The sequence below is a fragment of the Eubacterium sp. 14-2 genome, assembly GCF_000403845.2.
Taxonomy (GTDB): Bacteria; Bacillota; Clostridia; order Lachnospirales; family Lachnospiraceae; genus Petralouisia.
Genome location: NZ_KE159569.1, coordinates 1,472 through 18,242 on the forward strand (window position 1 = coordinate 1,472; position 16,771 = coordinate 18,242).

Annotated in this window: 18 protein-coding genes and 4 pseudogenes; all 22 read right to left on the reverse strand. The window is 45.0% G+C overall.

Going from position 1 to position 16,771, the window contains the following annotated elements; genetic code table 11:
• A pseudogene (locus C805_RS27635) lies at positions 1-297 on the reverse strand (sensor histidine kinase); the annotation flags it as partial.
• 94 nt (positions 298-391) lie between these two features.
• Positions 392-523: a hypothetical protein gene (locus tag C805_RS27640; RefSeq protein WP_016216626.1), complete on the reverse strand. Its 132-nt coding sequence runs from the start codon at positions 521-523 to the stop codon at positions 392-394.
• Positions 520-857, reverse strand: a pseudogene (locus C805_RS26120) (response regulator). The gene C805_RS27640 and the pseudogene C805_RS26120 overlap by 4 nt, the downstream one beginning before the upstream one ends.
• A gap of 73 nt (positions 858-930) precedes the next feature.
• Entirely contained in the window at positions 931-1,131 is a 201-nt protein-coding gene (locus C805_RS23900) for a helix-turn-helix transcriptional regulator (protein WP_016216628.1), read from the reverse strand.
• Between the two features lie 3 nt (positions 1,132-1,134).
• Positions 1,135-1,803 (reverse strand): DUF3796 domain-containing protein, encoded by a 669-nt coding sequence (locus C805_RS23905; protein WP_016216629.1) that lies wholly within the window; start codon positions 1,801-1,803, stop codon positions 1,135-1,137.
• A gap of 242 nt (positions 1,804-2,045) precedes the next feature.
• Positions 2,046-2,162: pseudogene (locus tag C805_RS26125) on the reverse strand (SpoIVB peptidase S55 domain-containing protein); the annotation flags it as partial.
• A gap of 38 nt (positions 2,163-2,200) precedes the next feature.
• Complete coding sequence (locus tag C805_RS25585) at positions 2,201-3,814, reverse strand: recombinase family protein (protein WP_016216630.1); 1,614 nt, start codon at positions 3,812-3,814, stop codon at positions 2,201-2,203.
• Positions 3,804-5,510 (reverse strand): recombinase family protein, encoded by a 1,707-nt coding sequence (locus C805_RS23910; protein ID WP_016216631.1) that lies wholly within the window; start codon positions 5,508-5,510, stop codon positions 3,804-3,806. Before C805_RS23910 ends, C805_RS25585 begins: the two co-directional genes overlap by 11 nt.
• The gene (locus tag C805_RS23915; RefSeq protein WP_016216632.1) at positions 5,511-7,229 is read right to left on the reverse strand and encodes a recombinase family protein; all 1,719 of its coding nucleotides are present in this window, start codon (positions 7,227-7,229) and stop codon (positions 5,511-5,513) included. It lies immediately after the preceding gene.
• Between the two features lie 268 nt (positions 7,230-7,497).
• On the reverse strand, positions 7,498-7,746 hold the full coding sequence (locus tag C805_RS23920; RefSeq protein ID WP_016216633.1) for a DUF6870 family protein: 249 nt from the start codon (positions 7,744-7,746) through the stop codon (positions 7,498-7,500).
• A gap of 515 nt (positions 7,747-8,261) precedes the next feature.
• Positions 8,262-8,453: a helix-turn-helix domain-containing protein gene (locus C805_RS23925; RefSeq protein ID WP_016216634.1), complete on the reverse strand. Its 192-nt coding sequence runs from the start codon at positions 8,451-8,453 to the stop codon at positions 8,262-8,264.
• Positions 8,450-8,590: pseudogene (locus C805_RS26590) on the reverse strand (hypothetical protein); the annotation flags it as partial. The pseudogene C805_RS26590 and the gene C805_RS23925, both read right to left, overlap by 4 nt.
• 94 nt (positions 8,591-8,684) lie before the next feature.
• A complete protein-coding gene (locus C805_RS23930) occupies positions 8,685-8,936 on the reverse strand; it encodes a hypothetical protein (RefSeq protein WP_016216636.1) in 252 nt (83 codons plus the stop codon).
• A 277-nt stretch (positions 8,937-9,213) separates the two neighbouring features.
• Positions 9,214-9,549 (reverse strand): helix-turn-helix domain-containing protein, encoded by a 336-nt coding sequence (locus tag C805_RS25590; RefSeq protein ID WP_016216637.1) that lies wholly within the window; start codon positions 9,547-9,549, stop codon positions 9,214-9,216.
• A 168-nt stretch (positions 9,550-9,717) separates the two neighbouring features.
• Positions 9,718-10,080 carry a hypothetical protein gene (locus C805_RS23940; RefSeq protein WP_016216638.1) on the reverse strand — a complete coding sequence of 121 codons (363 nt, stop codon included), beginning with the start codon at positions 10,078-10,080 and terminating at the stop codon, positions 9,718-9,720.
• 18 nt (positions 10,081-10,098) lie between these two features.
• Positions 10,099-11,019, reverse strand: coding sequence for a ParM/StbA family protein (locus tag C805_RS23945; RefSeq protein ID WP_016216639.1), 921 nt, complete (start codon positions 11,017-11,019; stop codon positions 10,099-10,101).
• A 184-nt stretch (positions 11,020-11,203) separates the two neighbouring features.
• Positions 11,204-11,650: a PIN domain-containing protein gene (locus C805_RS23950; RefSeq protein WP_371197683.1), complete on the reverse strand. Its 447-nt coding sequence runs from the start codon at positions 11,648-11,650 to the stop codon at positions 11,204-11,206.
• A complete protein-coding gene (locus tag C805_RS23955) occupies positions 11,595-11,828 on the reverse strand; it encodes a type II toxin-antitoxin system Phd/YefM family antitoxin (protein ID WP_016216641.1) in 234 nt (77 codons plus the stop codon). Before C805_RS23955 ends, C805_RS23950 begins: the two co-directional genes overlap by 56 nt.
• 211 nt (positions 11,829-12,039) lie before the next feature.
• Entirely contained in the window at positions 12,040-13,101 is a 1,062-nt protein-coding gene (locus C805_RS23960) for a DUF3854 domain-containing protein (RefSeq protein ID WP_016216642.1), read from the reverse strand.
• 177 nt (positions 13,102-13,278) lie between these two features.
• Positions 13,279-14,040 carry a hypothetical protein gene (locus C805_RS23965; protein ID WP_016216643.1) on the reverse strand — a complete coding sequence of 254 codons (762 nt, stop codon included), beginning with the start codon at positions 14,038-14,040 and terminating at the stop codon, positions 13,279-13,281.
• 12 nt (positions 14,041-14,052) lie between these two features.
• Positions 14,053-14,502, reverse strand: a complete 450-nt coding sequence (locus C805_RS23970; RefSeq protein ID WP_016216644.1) for a hypothetical protein — start codon at positions 14,500-14,502, stop codon at positions 14,053-14,055.
• 70 nt (positions 14,503-14,572) lie between these two features.
• Entirely contained in the window at positions 14,573-16,744 is a 2,172-nt protein-coding gene (locus C805_RS23975; protein ID WP_016216645.1) for an SF1B family DNA helicase RecD2, read from the reverse strand.
• Between the last annotated feature and the right edge of the window lie 27 nt (positions 16,745-16,771).

Below are 16,771 nucleotides of genomic sequence, written 5' to 3' on the forward strand. Positions count from 1 at the left end.
GATATAGCCGCCCTGCCGTGTTACGATCTCGCGGGTCAGATACAGGCCAATACCCACGCCCTGCTGTTCGTGTACTTCTTCCTCACGATAGAAGCACCGGAAAACAGCGGCCTGATTGCTCTCGGAAATACCCTTGCCAGTATCAGACACACTCAGTTTTACATACATTTCCCATTGTTCTACAAAGACCCGGATAGCGCCTCCAGCCAGAGTGTACTTCACCGCATTATCCAGCAGATTGAACACGGCTTCCGCCGTCCATTTGCTGTCGTGGGAAAGGCCAAGATTCTCCGGACAGTGCCCGGCACAGCTCTCTGGTAAATATGGAAAGCTGTTTACTGAAAACAACTGTCAGAAGAAACATCCAGGCAAGAGCACAGAGCATCAGCAGTCAGCCTGTGGTAAGCACCCAGATCTCGCCTGTCATCCATAAGAGAACGGCACAAATGGCCAGCATGGAAACCTCCATACCAGCCCAGGTCAGCAGGAATATCTTTTTTACCGAGATCCGCCCCATACTCATTTTCTCTCGCCTCCCATCCACTGATACCCAATTCCGTAAATCGTTTTGATATAAGTATCGCCATCAGCCTCAATCTTGCCCCGGATCCGGCTGATGGAGGTAGTCAGGGTGTGTTCGTTCACATAGTTTTCATCATGAGCCTGCACAGGTCATAGCCGCAGCCGCCCAGCAGGTTGATATCCAAAAGTACCAGGTCATATTCCGTCTGCCTCAGTAACTCTGCAGCTGTGCCTGCATTCAGGGCTGATATGGTATCGTAACCCTCAGAAATCAGGTTGTAGGTCAGCGTTTTATTTAAAAGGTCGTCATCTTCTACCAACAAAATCTTTTTCATATCCACACTCCTTTGTTTTTTCTCCCAATATAACAAACAAATGTCCGCGCAATATTACAACAGGCAGATTTTATTACTTAAAAACAAAAATTTCTTCAATCGGGACTTCTACGGCCCTGGAAATATCAATCGCCAGCTTCAGCGACGGATTATATTGCGCCCTTTCCAGACGCATAATCGTTTCCCGGCGCACACCAACTTTTTCTGCCAGCTGCTTCTGTGTCAGTTCTTTCATTTGCCGGTACTTTTTTAATCTGCATTCAAATTCTGCCATATCCTACTCCCCGCCTTCCTCTGCCTGGTCGTCATGGTCATATCGGTACAGCAGATATTCAGAGAGGAAAATCCCCAAAGCCAATGCAAGGGAAAGGGTAATAATTGCAGCAATCAGGGTATACTCAAGGCTTCCAAAAAGTTTTCCCTGACAAAGAATTACCAGCGCAATAAGCATGATTCCAAAAGTAATCCTATACGCTTTCAGCTTAGCGCAGGCAATGTTCTCACGAAAGCGCTCATCCATAAATGTCCCTGACATCTTTCCCTCATAGTAAAAACCAAAAAAACCAAAGAACAGGAAAAACGCAAACGGGAAAACTATGCCGTTCACAGAGTATGTCCAGAAACCGGCAAACCCCAAAAATCCTAATACGCCCAAACGACCCAGCCTCGGATTTATTTTACGGGTGACGCCTGTTTCTTCCGCCTGTCTCTGCTTTTTTCCTGTATGGATAAAAAGAACGACAAACAGCATGGCAAGATAAATACAGGTGAGAGAAACCGAAACAATCATCGGCAAATCCCTTATCTCAAATACATAATTTTTAAAATCCATTGGGACTATCAGACGGGAATCATTAAAAGTAACCGCATACCACGACGAAAGAAGCACACTCAACACACAAATTATCCCACATCCGATCCAAATTTTCATCTTGTTGGTTTTCATATTGTTCCTCCTGTTATTGTGATATATTTATCTCTTTATATTACAAATATATCTCATTTTTTTTGCTTTTGTCAATAAGAACAAGATAAATATATCACATTTTTTCACACAAAGCATAGAATCTATACTTTGCGGGTCTCCCATTGCCACAAACCTGTTCCATATACAATAATATTATTAATACAAAAGGACGCAACCTGGGGAAAACTCCCTGTTACGTCCTTTTTATTTCTGCCCAAACTTTAATGCTGCAGCATATTCTCTATAAAAATCCCATAGCCTTTTGAGGCATCCTGCACAAACACATGGGTGACTGCCCCAATGACTTTTCCATTCTGTATAATGGGGCTTCCGCTCATGAGTGTGTCAAGTAAAGGACAACATTTTTTCTAATTTTTCATATGGATTTTTCTTCCAGGGCCAAGTTGCTGTGAAATGGAATCACCTCTCCTATTTCATCACAGAAGTTCCATTCTATATGAATAGAGCCATCTGGACGTATGATAATCTTTTTTACCAGCTCTTTCATCAGCTGAGGCGTCAGCCCTGTAATCTCCTGGTACTCTATTATTTTTTTGCTGGTTTCCATTTGCGTGGCGCTGGCTTTGATTTTTTCAGCCTGCTCCATCTGTTTGTGTTCTGCCACACTGAGCCGGATTTTTAAATCTTCTTCTTTTGTCGAAATTTCCCGTTTTTTTATTAGGAAATTTTCTTTGCTCAGCTGGCCTTCTACATAAGATTCATAGTGCTGCATCTTTAAAGCCTGTAATCCGTCGATCTGTTTGCGCAGCGTCTTGCATTCTGTCTGAAGGATCTGCTCATGGGATTTTGCTGAGTGGCTCACCTCCTTCATCTTTTTTATTTTTGCATCCAGCAGCTTACAGCGGACATTGATTGCTCGAAGGACTATCTCTGTCAGCTTATCTTCACGGAACCGGACCTTCTCACAGTCTGATCCGGGATTATATCTATGTGTTACACATATCCAGTTCTTGTTCTGCGGTTTGCTTTTCGATAAACGATTTCCACAGCAGCCACATACCAATAAAGACCTGAATGGATTGGGACGAGGTGAGGCTTTGGATTTTTTCTTTGATTTTATCACGGTTCGGGCCTGGTAGAAAAGCTCACGGGAGATGACCGCCTCATGGGTATTCGGAATCACCTGCTGGAGTTCTTCCGGAATCTGCTTCACTCTATCGCTACCCACACGAACCACATGGGATTTAAAGGGCACTGTGTCCCCGGTGTAAATACGGTTGGCTAAAATGTTTCGGACTGATTCAAAGGTCCATACCGCCCGTGTCTTGTATTTTCCCCTTACCGATGCCAGATAGACAGAAGGCGTCACCACCTGCGCTTCGTTGAGTTTCCGGGCAATCTGGGTAATCGTAATTCCGGCTGCCGCCCATTCAAAAATAGATTTCACAATCTCGGCCGCTTCTTTATCTATCACAATCGTATTCTTTTTCTCACCCTTTTTGTATCCGTAAGGCGCCGTCCCGTAAACATATTCCCCGCTCAGCTTTTTTAAATCCACAGAACTCTTAATTTTCCGCGAGATATCCTTGCTGTACATCTGGTTCAGCAGGTTTTTTATTGCCAATTCCAGTCCGGCAGTATTTTCGCCAAGCTGCTCACTGTCAAACTGATCGTTGATGGAAATGAACCGCACGCCATAAGCCGGGAATACAAATTCAAGATAATGGCCTGCCTCCAGGTAATTCCGGGCAAATCTGGAAAGATCGCGAACGATAATTGTCCGTACCTTGCTGTTTTCCACAAGATTCAGCAGCCGTCTCATTCCAGGCCGGTCCATACTGGTTCCGGAGTACCCATCATCTGCAATTTCCTCAAACTCATCTGCCTGAAAACTGTGTTCCTGCAAATATCTTTTAATGCAGTCTCTTTGGGAAGTGATGCTGCAGCTTTCTTCTGCAGAACCCTCCTCTATATCTCCATCTTCCTTTGAAAGCCGCAGATAATAGAAATCCTGTTTCTCAGCTGACATCCTTTACCACCTCTATTCTTTGAAGGAACTCCAAGATTGGCTGGTATGGATCCTCATAATTAAGGATAATCTTAATTGTCCTGTCTTCTGATATTTCAATCCGGGCTACCAATAATTCCAGAAGCCCACGGTCAATACTTGGAATCTTCTGATATTTTTTGATAGCATCCAGCCATTTTTCTGTAACGCTAAGGGCAGCGTCTTTGGCCCGTATGTCAGATAAGGCTTTCGTTTCCTCCTGCAAAAACTCTTCATATTTCTTTGCATACTGCTTTTTCATATAATCATATTCCCTGCGGTCAATGACCTTCTGTGTAAGGTCTATCAGAAGCTGTTCCATTTTAGCTTCCACATTCTTACGCTTTGCAGAAACGCTTGCATAATGGTTTTCTGCATCATTCTGATAACAAACAACCTTCGGCATACGTTTCAGCCTGTCGGCAAGCTGTTCTACATCTACGGCTACCTGGATCTGTTGGTTTAAGGTGTCAGTCACCGCCTGCATTAATGTCTCCTGCCTCACATAATGGCTGCTGCATTGCGTATGGGCAGAATATCTGTATCCGTTGCAATCGTAAAATATGCGGCTTGGCGTCTTGGCATTCGGCCTGGCACATCCTTTTCCTGCGCCCATAGGGCTTTGGCACTCTGCACAAAACACCATACCGCGGAATAAATCCCGGTAATCATTACCGCATTCTGCTCTATGCTCAAACTTGCCCCTGCGCTGCAGTTCTTCCTTATTTATCTGCTGGACCTTCTCATATAATGGAACAGAAATAATTGCCGGATGGGCATTTTCAATCACCTGCCACTCTTCTTCGTTCCGTCGCTTTTTCTCCAGACCGACTTTATCCCTCTTTACTTTTCCATGAATCCGGTTTCCTATATAGACCTGGTCGGAGCAGATTTTACGGATCGTCCCTCGAATCCAAAGAGCATTTTCATACTTTTTAGCCTTGGTGATGCCCCGAAGCAGCCTGAGTTTCCCCGGCGAAGGGATATTTTTTTCATTTAATATACGGGCAATTGCGTTAAAGCTTTCACCGCCGGCTCTTAACTGATAAATTTTTTTCACTACTTCCGCAGGTTCCGGATCAATGTCGTAGGTAGTAAATTCTGCATTCCTGACATACCCATATGGAATGCTGCCTGCGGCTGGAATAAATTCGCCCCCTGTCATTTTTGCCGATATGCTGGAACGTATTTTATTGGAGATATCCTTTACATAATAATCGTTCATGACCATTTTTAAAGGCATGGTTAATGCAGAGGCGTCTGCGTTCCCATCCATGCTGTCGTAAGAATCGTTAATACAAATGAGTCTGACACCCATTTCAGGGAATGTCCGCTCTACAAATTCGCTTGTCATTACAAAATGCCGACCCAGTCTGGAAATATCCTTTACAATCACACAGTTTATCCGGCCGCTCTTCAAGTCCTTAAACATCCGGATAAATCCCGGACGTTCATAATTCATTCCTGTATAACCATTATCATAATAGGTATCTACCAGTTTTATTTCCGGATGCTCTTCTAAATAATGCAGGGTGATTTTCTGCTGATTACCGATGGAATTTTGCTCTATATCGTCTCCATCCTCTACGGAAAGACGTCCATATTCACCGGCAAGTATCAATATTTCCTCCTCAGGAGCAGCTTCTTTTAATCTGTTCACTCTGCTCTTTCGTGCCATTTAGACTACCTCCTTTGCTCTTTCCTCTTGTTTGTCCTGTTTTTTGGACATAAAGGGATACCCAACGGGTGCTTCCTGTAAAATCTCCTGATATGCAGCGATTTCATTCCGGTAATTAAATTCAATACGGATACGTTTATCTTCATATACATAGATACGGTCCACCAATGTTACAACTACCTCACGGGTCAGCTCGGAAATCCCTTTAAATTTTATGAACTGCATAATCCAATTATTGTCTGCACTGCTGCCGGATGAAATTTCTGCCCGCTGAAGCTGGAGCTTACGGATTGCTTTCTCCGTATCTTCAATCTGCTTTGAATACTTCATCCGCATTTTGTTATACTCATCCCTGTCAATCAAATCTTCATTCAGCGCTTCATACAGCTTCATACGGAATTCCTTATCCCTGTCCAGATCCTGTTCTTTTTTTACAATCATAACATCAATGCGTCCCTGTCGGATCTGGTCAATATTGTTTAACCCAATATCCTGAACCAGCTGGTTTAATTCTACAACCATCTGTATCTGGTTGGATACGGCATGTAAAACCGTTTCTTCCAGCTTTTTCTGTTCAAAGCTGTGGCTGCTGCAGCCTTTCCCGTCTTTGTAAGTTGCACATACATAATAATAGTGTTTCCGCTTTCCCCTCGTTACGGTCCTGCGCTGCAAAGTGCGCCCGCAGTCTGGGCAAAACAATATTCCGGCCAACGGCAGAAGGGTATCCTTTTTCGGCGGCCTTCTGGTATCACGCTCCATCATCTTCTGCACAGTAGAAAACATGAGTGGATCAATAATTGCCGGATGGTTGTTCTCAACTACCACCCAGTCATCCTCGCTGCGCACCTTCATCTTTTTGATTTTATAATTCGGTGTGCCACGTTTGCCCTGCACAAGCGTGCCAATGTAAATCGGGTTTGTTAATATCCTGTTGATTGTAACAACACTCCATTTTGACTGTGAGGAAGCCTGAAAACCGGTCTTATATTTCATGCCAAGGCTCTTTTTATACTCTGATGGCGGCAATATTTGCTCATGATCCAGAAAATCTGCTATTACAGACTGACTGTGCCCTTTGATTTTCATAGAAAAAATGCCCCGCACGACTTCGGCTGCATACTCATCAACGATAAGCTTATGCTTATCATCAGGGGATTTGCAGTACCCATAGCTCGCAAAGGCACCTAAAAACTCTCCATTACCACGCTGAATCCGAAACTGGTTCCGCAGCTTCTTGGATAATTCGCGGCAATAGGACTCATTCATTATATTTTTAATAGGAATGATAATATCATCCCCCGCTGTACTGTGTTCACTGTCAACATCATCGTTAATGGCAATAAAACGTATACCAAAAGACGGGAATATCATTTCAAGATATTTTCCCGTTTCAATATACTCTCTTCCAAGCCTTGATAAATCTTTTACAATCACACAGTTAATGCTTCCGGACTGAACTTTTTCAAGGACAGAACGAAAACCGGGACGATCATAATTCGTTCCGGAATAACCATCATCATATGCTTCATCAATAAGTGTAATATTGGGATGATTCTTAAGATACGCGTGAACCAGTTTGCGCTGGTTCAGAATACTGTCACTGATTTCACCGTCACTATCCCTGCCCCTGTCCTCATTTTTGTCATCTTTAGACAGACGATAGTATGCCATTGCCCTATATTCTTCCAGGTCTGGAACCTGTTTCTTTCTAACTGCCATAACAAACCTCCTAAAATTCTTTCAGGACATTTGTTTCTGGCGGTTATCCCAGATGGCTGACCGGGCCATCTCATTGACCGTATGCTCCTACTTTGAGATACTCGAAAAAATACTGCGTATTTTTCCTCGTTGGAATATCAAATGCTCCCGCCATGGGATACTCGAAAAAACACTTCGTATTTTTCCTCGTTGGAATATCAAATGCTTCCGCATTTGATATTCCATATTATGTCCAACTTTTCATACCTTGTCAATAGGATTGCACCAGTTACCGCAAATTCCCAAAATCCTGATCTATGCTGCTCGCATAGGCTACCAACCGTTCCTGTAAACTTACCCCTGTATTTGCGTATCCAATTTCCACTACAACTCCGTCATCCATATAACAATACGGATTTCCAATCTGCTTTATAAAACCTTGAATACGTTCTTCACAGGATTTTGAGGTGTCTATTACAACATCCCGTATATCTTTTAACTGGGAGCGGTCCACTGTTTTTGCAGTTGCATATTCCATAGAAAACTCCTTTCCTTATTATTGTCCCTTCTTTTTGGGACATCAAGGTATACCCGAAGGGTGTTTCCTCTTTTTGTCCTTTCCTTTGGTCACCACGGGATACCCAAAGGATGCTTCTGTTTCTGTTTTCATTATTACCAATTTAATCCACTCCTATTCACAAGGCAGAATCAGTATCATTTAACGTCCTCCCGGCGCCTGCAGCGAACAGGTCCATAGAAATTTCATCTCCCCGCTTTCATTGTAGCCGGGCCGCGAATTACGGAAGTCTCATTATGCCCCTGACAGTTCATAGCGTTATATGGAAGCCATCCATATATCAGTGCTCGTAGTTCTGCTTGCCAGGCAGACGGAAAGCCGCTCTTCATCAGGGAATGTACCGGGATGGACTATGTAATTGTCAATGTGCGTTTGGCTGGGGATGCCTTCACTTATAAAAAGCCATCTGATTCTGCACTTCTCGAATCTCACTGAAAAAAATTTAGCGGCTCTGAAAAATCCAGAACCGCCAAGGCCTAAATATCAAATTTTGAAATATTGGGGGCAATATGTATCAGTATGTACTGTTTCAGATCCTCATCTATCTTGCCGTCTATCCGGCAATGCTTGCTGATAAGCGGGTCATATAACTCAAAAAGCCTCTCCAATGCTTGATGACTGCCCAGCGTAGCCTCTTCTAATATCTTACCAAATTCTTCGGGGTTCATCTGCCATCACCTTCCTCCATCAGTTCTGTTCGCAGTTTCTTTAATGCGTGATACCTCTGGTCATATACATGCTGCGGGGAACAATTTAATTCCTTTGCAATCTCTTCCGGTTTCCTTTCCTCCACAAACAGCATAGTAAACTTCCATCTTGCTTATCTTGTCGTGCGACAGGCCGCATGGCCATCCATGCTATGGAAGCCAAAGGCTTTCATAGTAAGTATCTGCTACCGCTTAATTTGGAAAATTTGCAAAAGTATCAGCAAGCCGCTCCTCTTCAAAAGCAAACGCATCCATTGAATCAATCTGTCTTAAATCATCCTCATAAACAGGAAGAATGCGCTCTGGCAGTTCCTCAAGCGAAACTGTATCAAGCTTCGTTTCCGTCTTCCGCAGATATTTGAGCTTAGCTCTGTAAATAACGGTATCCAGCCATTTTGTAAACCTCGCCCTTAATACATCATCGTATTCCTGCTGATGGTCCATCGTGTACCTCCTTTTTGTTGGGGCACGCCACCATAGCAGGGAACCAGACATACCATGATGGCATGCCTGATCACTGTGTTTTACGTTATCCTGCCTAAATCAGCCGGATTTCAATATGAAATTTCTCCTTTTTAAGCAAACAAAAAACGACCATACCGCACTTTCGTGTAGTATAGCCGTCCATTATGCATGAATAATCAACCAAATATCCCAGCTGGCCTTATCCGAGTATATAATTAACACCCTATTTCTGTAAAACTCAAATGTCTGTGTTCAATTACTGGCTGAATTTCTCAAGCGAATCAAGATAAGCCATTAACCCTTCACAGGCCTGAATCCTTCTTGCGACAGGATATTTCTCAATGCGTTCTGCAAGTTCCCGCAGATACACCACTTCCGGATTTGAGTAGGATTCCTTGAGCAGCTGATCCACCGTTACAGACAGTGAGTTTGCAATCCTCACCACCATATCCAGACTGGGAATGCCGCGAGCATTCTCTATCTGACCGATGTGGCTGTTGCTACAATCACATTTACCTGCCAATTCTTCCTGACTGAATCCAAGTATCAAACGATACTTCCTTACATTTTTTCCTAAAGTTATGTAGTCCACTGTTCCATCTTCTCCTTATATTTTTATTTTACAGTAGCTTATACTGGAATTGAAGAATCCACCATTCCATTACACGCACTATAAGTGGAATTTATATGGTATTTATGGACTTTTTATATTTATAAAGCGTATGGACCTGCCATAGCTTTAGCAGGTCCACTTATCCTATTACTGAAACAAATCAAGATTGTCAAGCATCTGTGCTATATCGTCTTCCATTGTTTCTGATATTTCATCCTGTGGGATGTCTGCCGGGATTCCGCCTGGCTGCAGCCGGGCAATCCGTTCTTCTACAATCTGCCGTATGATCTGTTCCATCCTGTCCTGATTATAACCGGATGTCACTTTCACTTCTATTTTACAGTTTCCCTTCTGCAATTCCGGATGGGACAAAAGATACTCATTCAGCACATCGACCATAACGGCACTCTTTTTATTGCCCAGGCTTTCAAGAAATTCTCCTACCCGAATCTGTTCCTCCGAATCAGCCCCAAACTGAAGGGTAAAGCGATATTTTCCATCTTTTTTCACTATGCATCCCTCCGCCCATTATACGGTAGGACGAAGGGAGATCTGTTTCCTTGCCAGCATTTCATATCCAATGGCATTCGCATTGGGAGATTCCACGAAATCTGCTTTTGCCACCAGACGTGAAGCCTCAAAAAACGGGCGGAGCAGGATGCTTCCCCCTCCGATAAACACGGCGGGATTTGCACGCAGGTCTACCTGTAGTTCACGAAGGCGGTTTAGAATATCATTTGCATGCTGTTTTGCCGCTTCATAGATTGCCGTTTTAACATCATCCGGCAGAATAACACTGTTTTCCCCACGCAGTACGGCCGTGATATGTTCATCACTAATCAGCATATCATGCAAAGCTCCAACCTTACGGATAATCTCATTATTCATCGTAATAATGCCCGTCTCAAGAGAACGGCAGAACTGAAGATCCGGTTTCCCGTTCTGAAGGAGCAGCACATCTGTCGTGTAACCCCCTACGTCAATAATAAAAATACGGAGCGTATGGACTACCAGGCTGCTCTGTGGCACTACGGCAGCATACGCCTGCGGGAATACCATGACACGGTTAATCAGCACTGTATAAGGCTTGTCCTTATATGCAAATTGAATCATTCCACGTTTAAAATAACTGGCAAACTTATCTTTCAGTATACCATAATGTTCGGGAGGAAGCCCAACTGCTAACTGGATCTGTTCCAACGGAGAATAATGCCCGGTCCGCTCCATTTCCTTTGCTATTGCAAATAAAGAGAGGATAAAGTAACGGTCATCACAGGTCTTGTCCCTCATATAGCTCAGCCTCTGCCCGCTCAATGTCCAGAATTTCCCATCATACTCCAATATCTCTTCTGCCATGGGCGGCCTGGCCGTATGCTCGGAAAGGCCGGAAACAAACGAGTCGTTCGGTGTCTTTATGGCATAATTGCCATGATCAATGGATACCAACATAATGAAACCTCCTATATTTCAAATATTTTCTATACTTATGGAAAAAGCAGTTCTCCATAATCAGATATGCTATATAATCATTACACCGTTTAATATACGCATTTACAACTGAAATACGCATTATAAAAAAGAAATGTAAAAAAGAACGAAGCTTAACGCCTCGTCCTCTTGAAATCAATAAAAGTCATATCCTTTCCAAAAACTCTGCCGGCTTTATGGCGGCTACTTTGCTCTCTCTGAAATCCCTGATGTTTCTGGTTATAATATATTCCGCCCTGATGCGGGAAGCGCAGGCGCTCTGAACCGCATCCTCATAATCCTTAAATTTCATGCTGGCTGCTTTTTTCAAATCATCCGCCTTTAGGTCGGCAATCGTAAAAATCAGGGAAATACTGTTCAAAATCTCCTTCGTCCTTTCTGCATCCAATTCCTTTCGCATAATATATATGATATTGGGAATCGACAAGGCAGACACTACACCAGTAATCTTTTTGACCTCACAAAGCTTCCAAACCATAGCAGAATCCTTGTAAAAATCGTCCCGTTTGCACAAAACGTCAAGAATAATGTTTGTATCAATCAGTATTTTCATATTTGCCCATACGCTCCATTCTGATTTGCTTCTCGTCATAATCCCCTTTCAGCACTCCGGTAAGTGAATCCGTGAGGAAAGAAACGCTTCTATCATAGGAAACCAGACGGGCAACCTCTTTTCCATTCTTTACAACAATAACCTCCCCACCGGCTTGTGCCATCTGCAAGTATTTTCCAAAATTATTCTGTACTTCTGTTGCTGTTGCTGTCATCATAATGCTTCACCTTCCTTTTATACAAATATCTTCCTATGCCAATATATTGTTTGTTCTTTCTTTTCCCTAATATTATTATATTAATTTTTCCCTAATCAGTCAAGAAATTAGCTAACTTCTATACGTGTTATTTTATCCAAAATTACTATTCTGATTCATACGCAAGTTCTCCATAAAAAAAGAACGAAGCCAAAGCCCCGCCCTCTTTTCGTTACTGTGTCTGCCTTTGAAGGCAGCATTCCCAAATGTAGTCATCAAGCCCTTTATAACGCGGATCCCACAGATAAGTTCCAAATGTAAAACCCATATTTCCAAGAAGCTGCAGTAAGCTGTTATACCCGTTCTGCACATGATGATTTGTTGCAAAATCCATATCAAAAGCTGTCTTGATTTCCAACAATCCTTCATTTCTTAAATCCTCAAGCGTCATCTGCAGCTGTGTCAGAGAATTTACGCCTGGCACTGCCAGTACTGTCATCCCTGTCAATGCATGAATCACATCCGCTTTCATCGGTCCTTCCGTCAGCAGCATCGTGGACTGTACCGCTCCTGCAAGGTGCGTCCAGCCTTCCGCCCTGCATCCAGCCTCCATTTCCGTACTGGATACCCAGCGGAATTTCCGTCTGCTGACATTATCCCTTCGTATCTGCAAGCCTTGAATCCTTCCTATCCGGTCTCTGACTGGAATCAGAATACCTCTTTTCTCATGGATAAATGTCCACGCTCCGCTTTTGTCCCTGTAAAAACCTGGAACACCAGCAAGGTGCAGGCCATCCGACTGCAGCTGTTTTGCAATCGCTGACATGCCTACAACTGGCGTCGTTTTGTATTCCAGAAGTTCAACATCCTGTTCCGTCAGTCCGCGGTTCATAAGGTTTTCTTTGTGGTCTGCCGCCAATGACAGCTTATCAAGAAGCGCCGTATAGACGCTATTCCGCGATTCAATGTCAGCAAGCGGGCATTCTTCTTTCTGCTTTTCCACAATGTTCTTCTTCGGACGGGCCATAAGCTCTGGAGGTCCAATCCGTTCGACCAGTTCTCTTCTGACCTTATCCCGCGGCGCTCCTGTGTAAAGTGCATATAAATCAAAAATACCTCCGGATATCCCACATCTCGGACAGCGAAACACTTCTTTTTTCAGATTGATATTTAGATGCTTTTCTCTCGGATTTTCGTCACAGCAGGGGCATTGTATGTAATACGAGCTTCTGCCTGCTGTCGGCATAGGCAATCCAAGCAGCGAAACAATATCCCACATGTGAAATATCTCCATACGTCCTCCTTTCCTTAACCTCGGCCGAATGCCCTCGCTTACGCTGGGTTGCTAAGCGCCAGTGGCGCTTGTTTAGCAACGACCGGAACGTAGTGCAGACCAGACCCTGGCCATAGAGGTATCCCTTCCGGGTTTCCGGGGATGGCAGGACGCCATCCCCATATCTGTGATATTACATTAGGCAGTAGCCTGCTGCGCTGCATATTCGCAGATAAACCGCGCTGCCGCGCTGATTTCTTCATCGCCCTTGAATTTTGTGGCAACCCATGTGACTGCCCCAGGATCCAGCGGCAATACCTCACCGAGCGTTTTACCACTGAACTTTGTAATCGGGCAGGGCTTCGCCATAGCCTGCTGCAGCTTTTCCTCCTGCGTCAGCTCCTTGGGAGTCATAGGCATCGCCGTGTATTCCTCCTCTTTGGGCTGAGGCGGCTGCGTCTGGTTCGGTCTGAAGGCCTGCGGCGCTTGATTCTCTGCGCCATTTTCTGCCATACCCAGCTCATCGGGCGCATTCTCCTCAAAGTCTTCGCCTGCCATGGCAAACTGCAGTCCAAAGCCGGCATTGCGGAGCGCTATCCCGACCGCAGCCGTCTGCGCCCATTCCCTTGGGGACACGGAAGGCTTGTCTGCAAGATATCCCCTGGATGCCGTCGCTTCCGCAAGATAGGCTTCCACAGGATCGCTGTACTTGGGGTATACCCTTGCGGTAGCCACAAAGCAATCCTTTGCAGGAGTGACCTGAACCGCTATTTTCCCTTCCGGGTACTTCATCCGAAACCACGCCATCTGAATCATGACAGGGAGACGTTTCCGGGTCTCTCCCGTATTCAAATCCGTATAGTCCACCGCAAACGGAGCCGGGTCAAACCCTGACACCTCATTGATTTTTTCAATCATGGCGTGCATTGCCGCCTTATCATTCGAGTTATTCTGACTCATAACAAAGCCTCCTTATAAATTGATATTATTGTAAGTGTTCCGATACTGCATCCAAACAGGCAGGATCGTATTGATATACTGGCTGATACAGGATTTATACTGCTCCTGCGTACTGGCAGCAAAGCTGGAGAAACGCTTCCTCCCATCCTGGACAACGCTTTCAAAAGATGTAAGCGCTGTCTCCTGTTTCTTTTTCCCCTCCGCATCTGTTTTCAGCCCGAACCTTCTCTCTGTCAGTATGAAGCGCACATAGGCGTCCACAAGCTGGAAGTGGTACCCCATGACACGGGTGTCCATGGTAATTGGGGCTGATTTGCAGAATGCCTGGAACGTCTCCAGGACACAGACCCGGTAATTCAGTTCCTGCATCTGGAGCAGCTCTTCCGGCGGAAGGCTGTTCTCGGAAATCTGGGACTGGATGATGGATTGCTTCTCACGATATTTGTCTAAAATTGTAGCCATTGTTAGCTCCTTTCTTTGATATTGCCCATATTCTTTCGGTATAAAGGGACACTTTCTCGGTGTTTCTTTGTCAGATCAGCTCCTGCAGCCGTTGAGCCAGGCAGGTGCCTCGTTTCTCAGTATCAGTTTTCTTGATGGCAATACAAAGCGCACGTTTTTCCCCGACGATAGCCACACGTTCTTTTCCCCTGGTGATTGCCGTATAGATAAGCGGCCTTGTCAGCATATTGTAATGTGCGCACTGCAGGTTGATGATAACGGACTTATATTCGGAACCCTGCGATTTATGGACAGTAAATGCATAGCCAAAATCCAACATATCCAGTTCTGCCGGTTCATACTCCTTCATCCGTCCATCGCCAAAATCCACCTGTACGGTTGTGTCTTCGCCACTGCCGGAGATATTTCGGATATACCCAATATCGCCGTTGTTGACGTCATCCTTGTTTTTTATCTGCATGACCTTATCCCCACAACGGAAAATACGTTTGCCGCGGATAATTTCCGGCTTTCCCAAACCACCTGGGTTCACCAGTTCCCGCAATCTTTCATTCAGGGCATTCGCCCCGGTTTCCGTTTTTTGGCGGTACGGCGTAAGCAGAGCTACGTTGCCAATGCCATACTTTTTTGTTTCCTGCAGATAAAGCTCTGCTATTTTCTCAGCCGATACCTGCATATTGGGGGATGGGATGAATTGAAAATCATCCCCGTATTCCAATGACGCATCCCCATGGCGGATCTTTTTTGCATTCGTTGCGATACGGCTTCCGGAATCCTGCCGGAACACTTTATCCAGCCTGACGACAGGAATGCGGCCGCTTGCAATGATTTCACTAAGTACCGCCCCAGGCCCGACTGAGGGCAGCTGGTCCGCATCGCCAATCAGGACAATCCGTTTCCCATACTCAATCGCCCCAAACAGAAAGCCTGCCAGATAAATATCCAGCATGGAAACCTCATCTACTAAGATCAAATCCGCTTCTATGATTTCCGGTTCCCCATAGCTGCCGTCTTCATCTGCAACCAGCCCAAGCGCTTTATGAACCGTTGAGGCTGTGCAGCCTGCCTGCTGCTCCATCCTCCTGGCTGCCCGTCCTGTAGGAGCGCTGCAGCAGATTGCAGCCCTCGGATACTGGCGCCGGTAAATGTCCAGAATTGCTTTCTGTATCAGGGTTTTGCCTGTGCCGGGACCTCCGGTAATTACGGACAGCCCCTGTGTCAGCGCCATTTTTACTGCATCGCGCTGTTCTGGAGCCAGTTTCAGGCCCATCAGTCGCTCCTCTTCATCCAACTCATCATCCAGATTCGTACAGATATTCTTTTTCCCTGTCCTCATCTGCTGGCAAAGCTGTTCTGCAAGCTGTGTTTCTGCATATGCAATTTTTGCCCGGTAGACATTCCCCCGGTATGACACCAGCTGGCCGCTGTATACAAGCCTTGCGGCGCGGTTTGCAGCCATTTCCTCTGTGAGCTGTGGCGTATTCAGGATTTTCAGGCACGCTTTTATAAACGGATGCTTCTCCATACACAGATGGCCTTTGCTTTCTGCATCCACCAATGTAAATAGCAGCCCTTCATCCACACGCTCAGTTGACAGCAGATTAACGCCCATGTTCATGGCAATTTTATCCGCTGTTTTAAAGCCAATACCGGTCATCTCGCAAAGCTGGTACGGATGGTTTTTGACTATCTCCATTGCCTGGTTTCCATATTCCTTATACAGCTTCACTGCACGATTTGGCGTGATGCCATGCGGCGCAAGGAAAGCAACCACATCGCGTGCGCCCCTGTTCTCAAGATACGAATCACATATTTTTCTCAGTTTGTCTTCACCGATACCGGGTATAGACAGCAGCCTTTCCGGCTCTTTATCCAGCACATCCAGTGTACGGAGGCCAAAAGCCCTATAAATGCGTTCGGCAACCTTCGGACCAATGCCTTTAATTTTACCGGACGACAGGTAAGCAATAATCCCTTCCTTTGATGGAATCAGCACCTCGTCATAGCTTTCAACCTCAAACTGAAGCCCGTGGTTCTGATGCCTGCTCCAATGTCCCTGCATCTCATAACGCAAGTGGTCTGCAACCGGCAGGCAGTATCCAACTGCCTTTACCTGCGTAAGAACCTGCCCCGATGCGTCCTTGATTTTCTCGCAAGGGCGGTACAGAGCAATCATGTAGCTACCCGGATCTACCTGAGCCGGATTTGGCGGATAAATCATTTTTTCAAATTGGCATAACAAATTCTTTACTCCTTTCTGTGGAATATT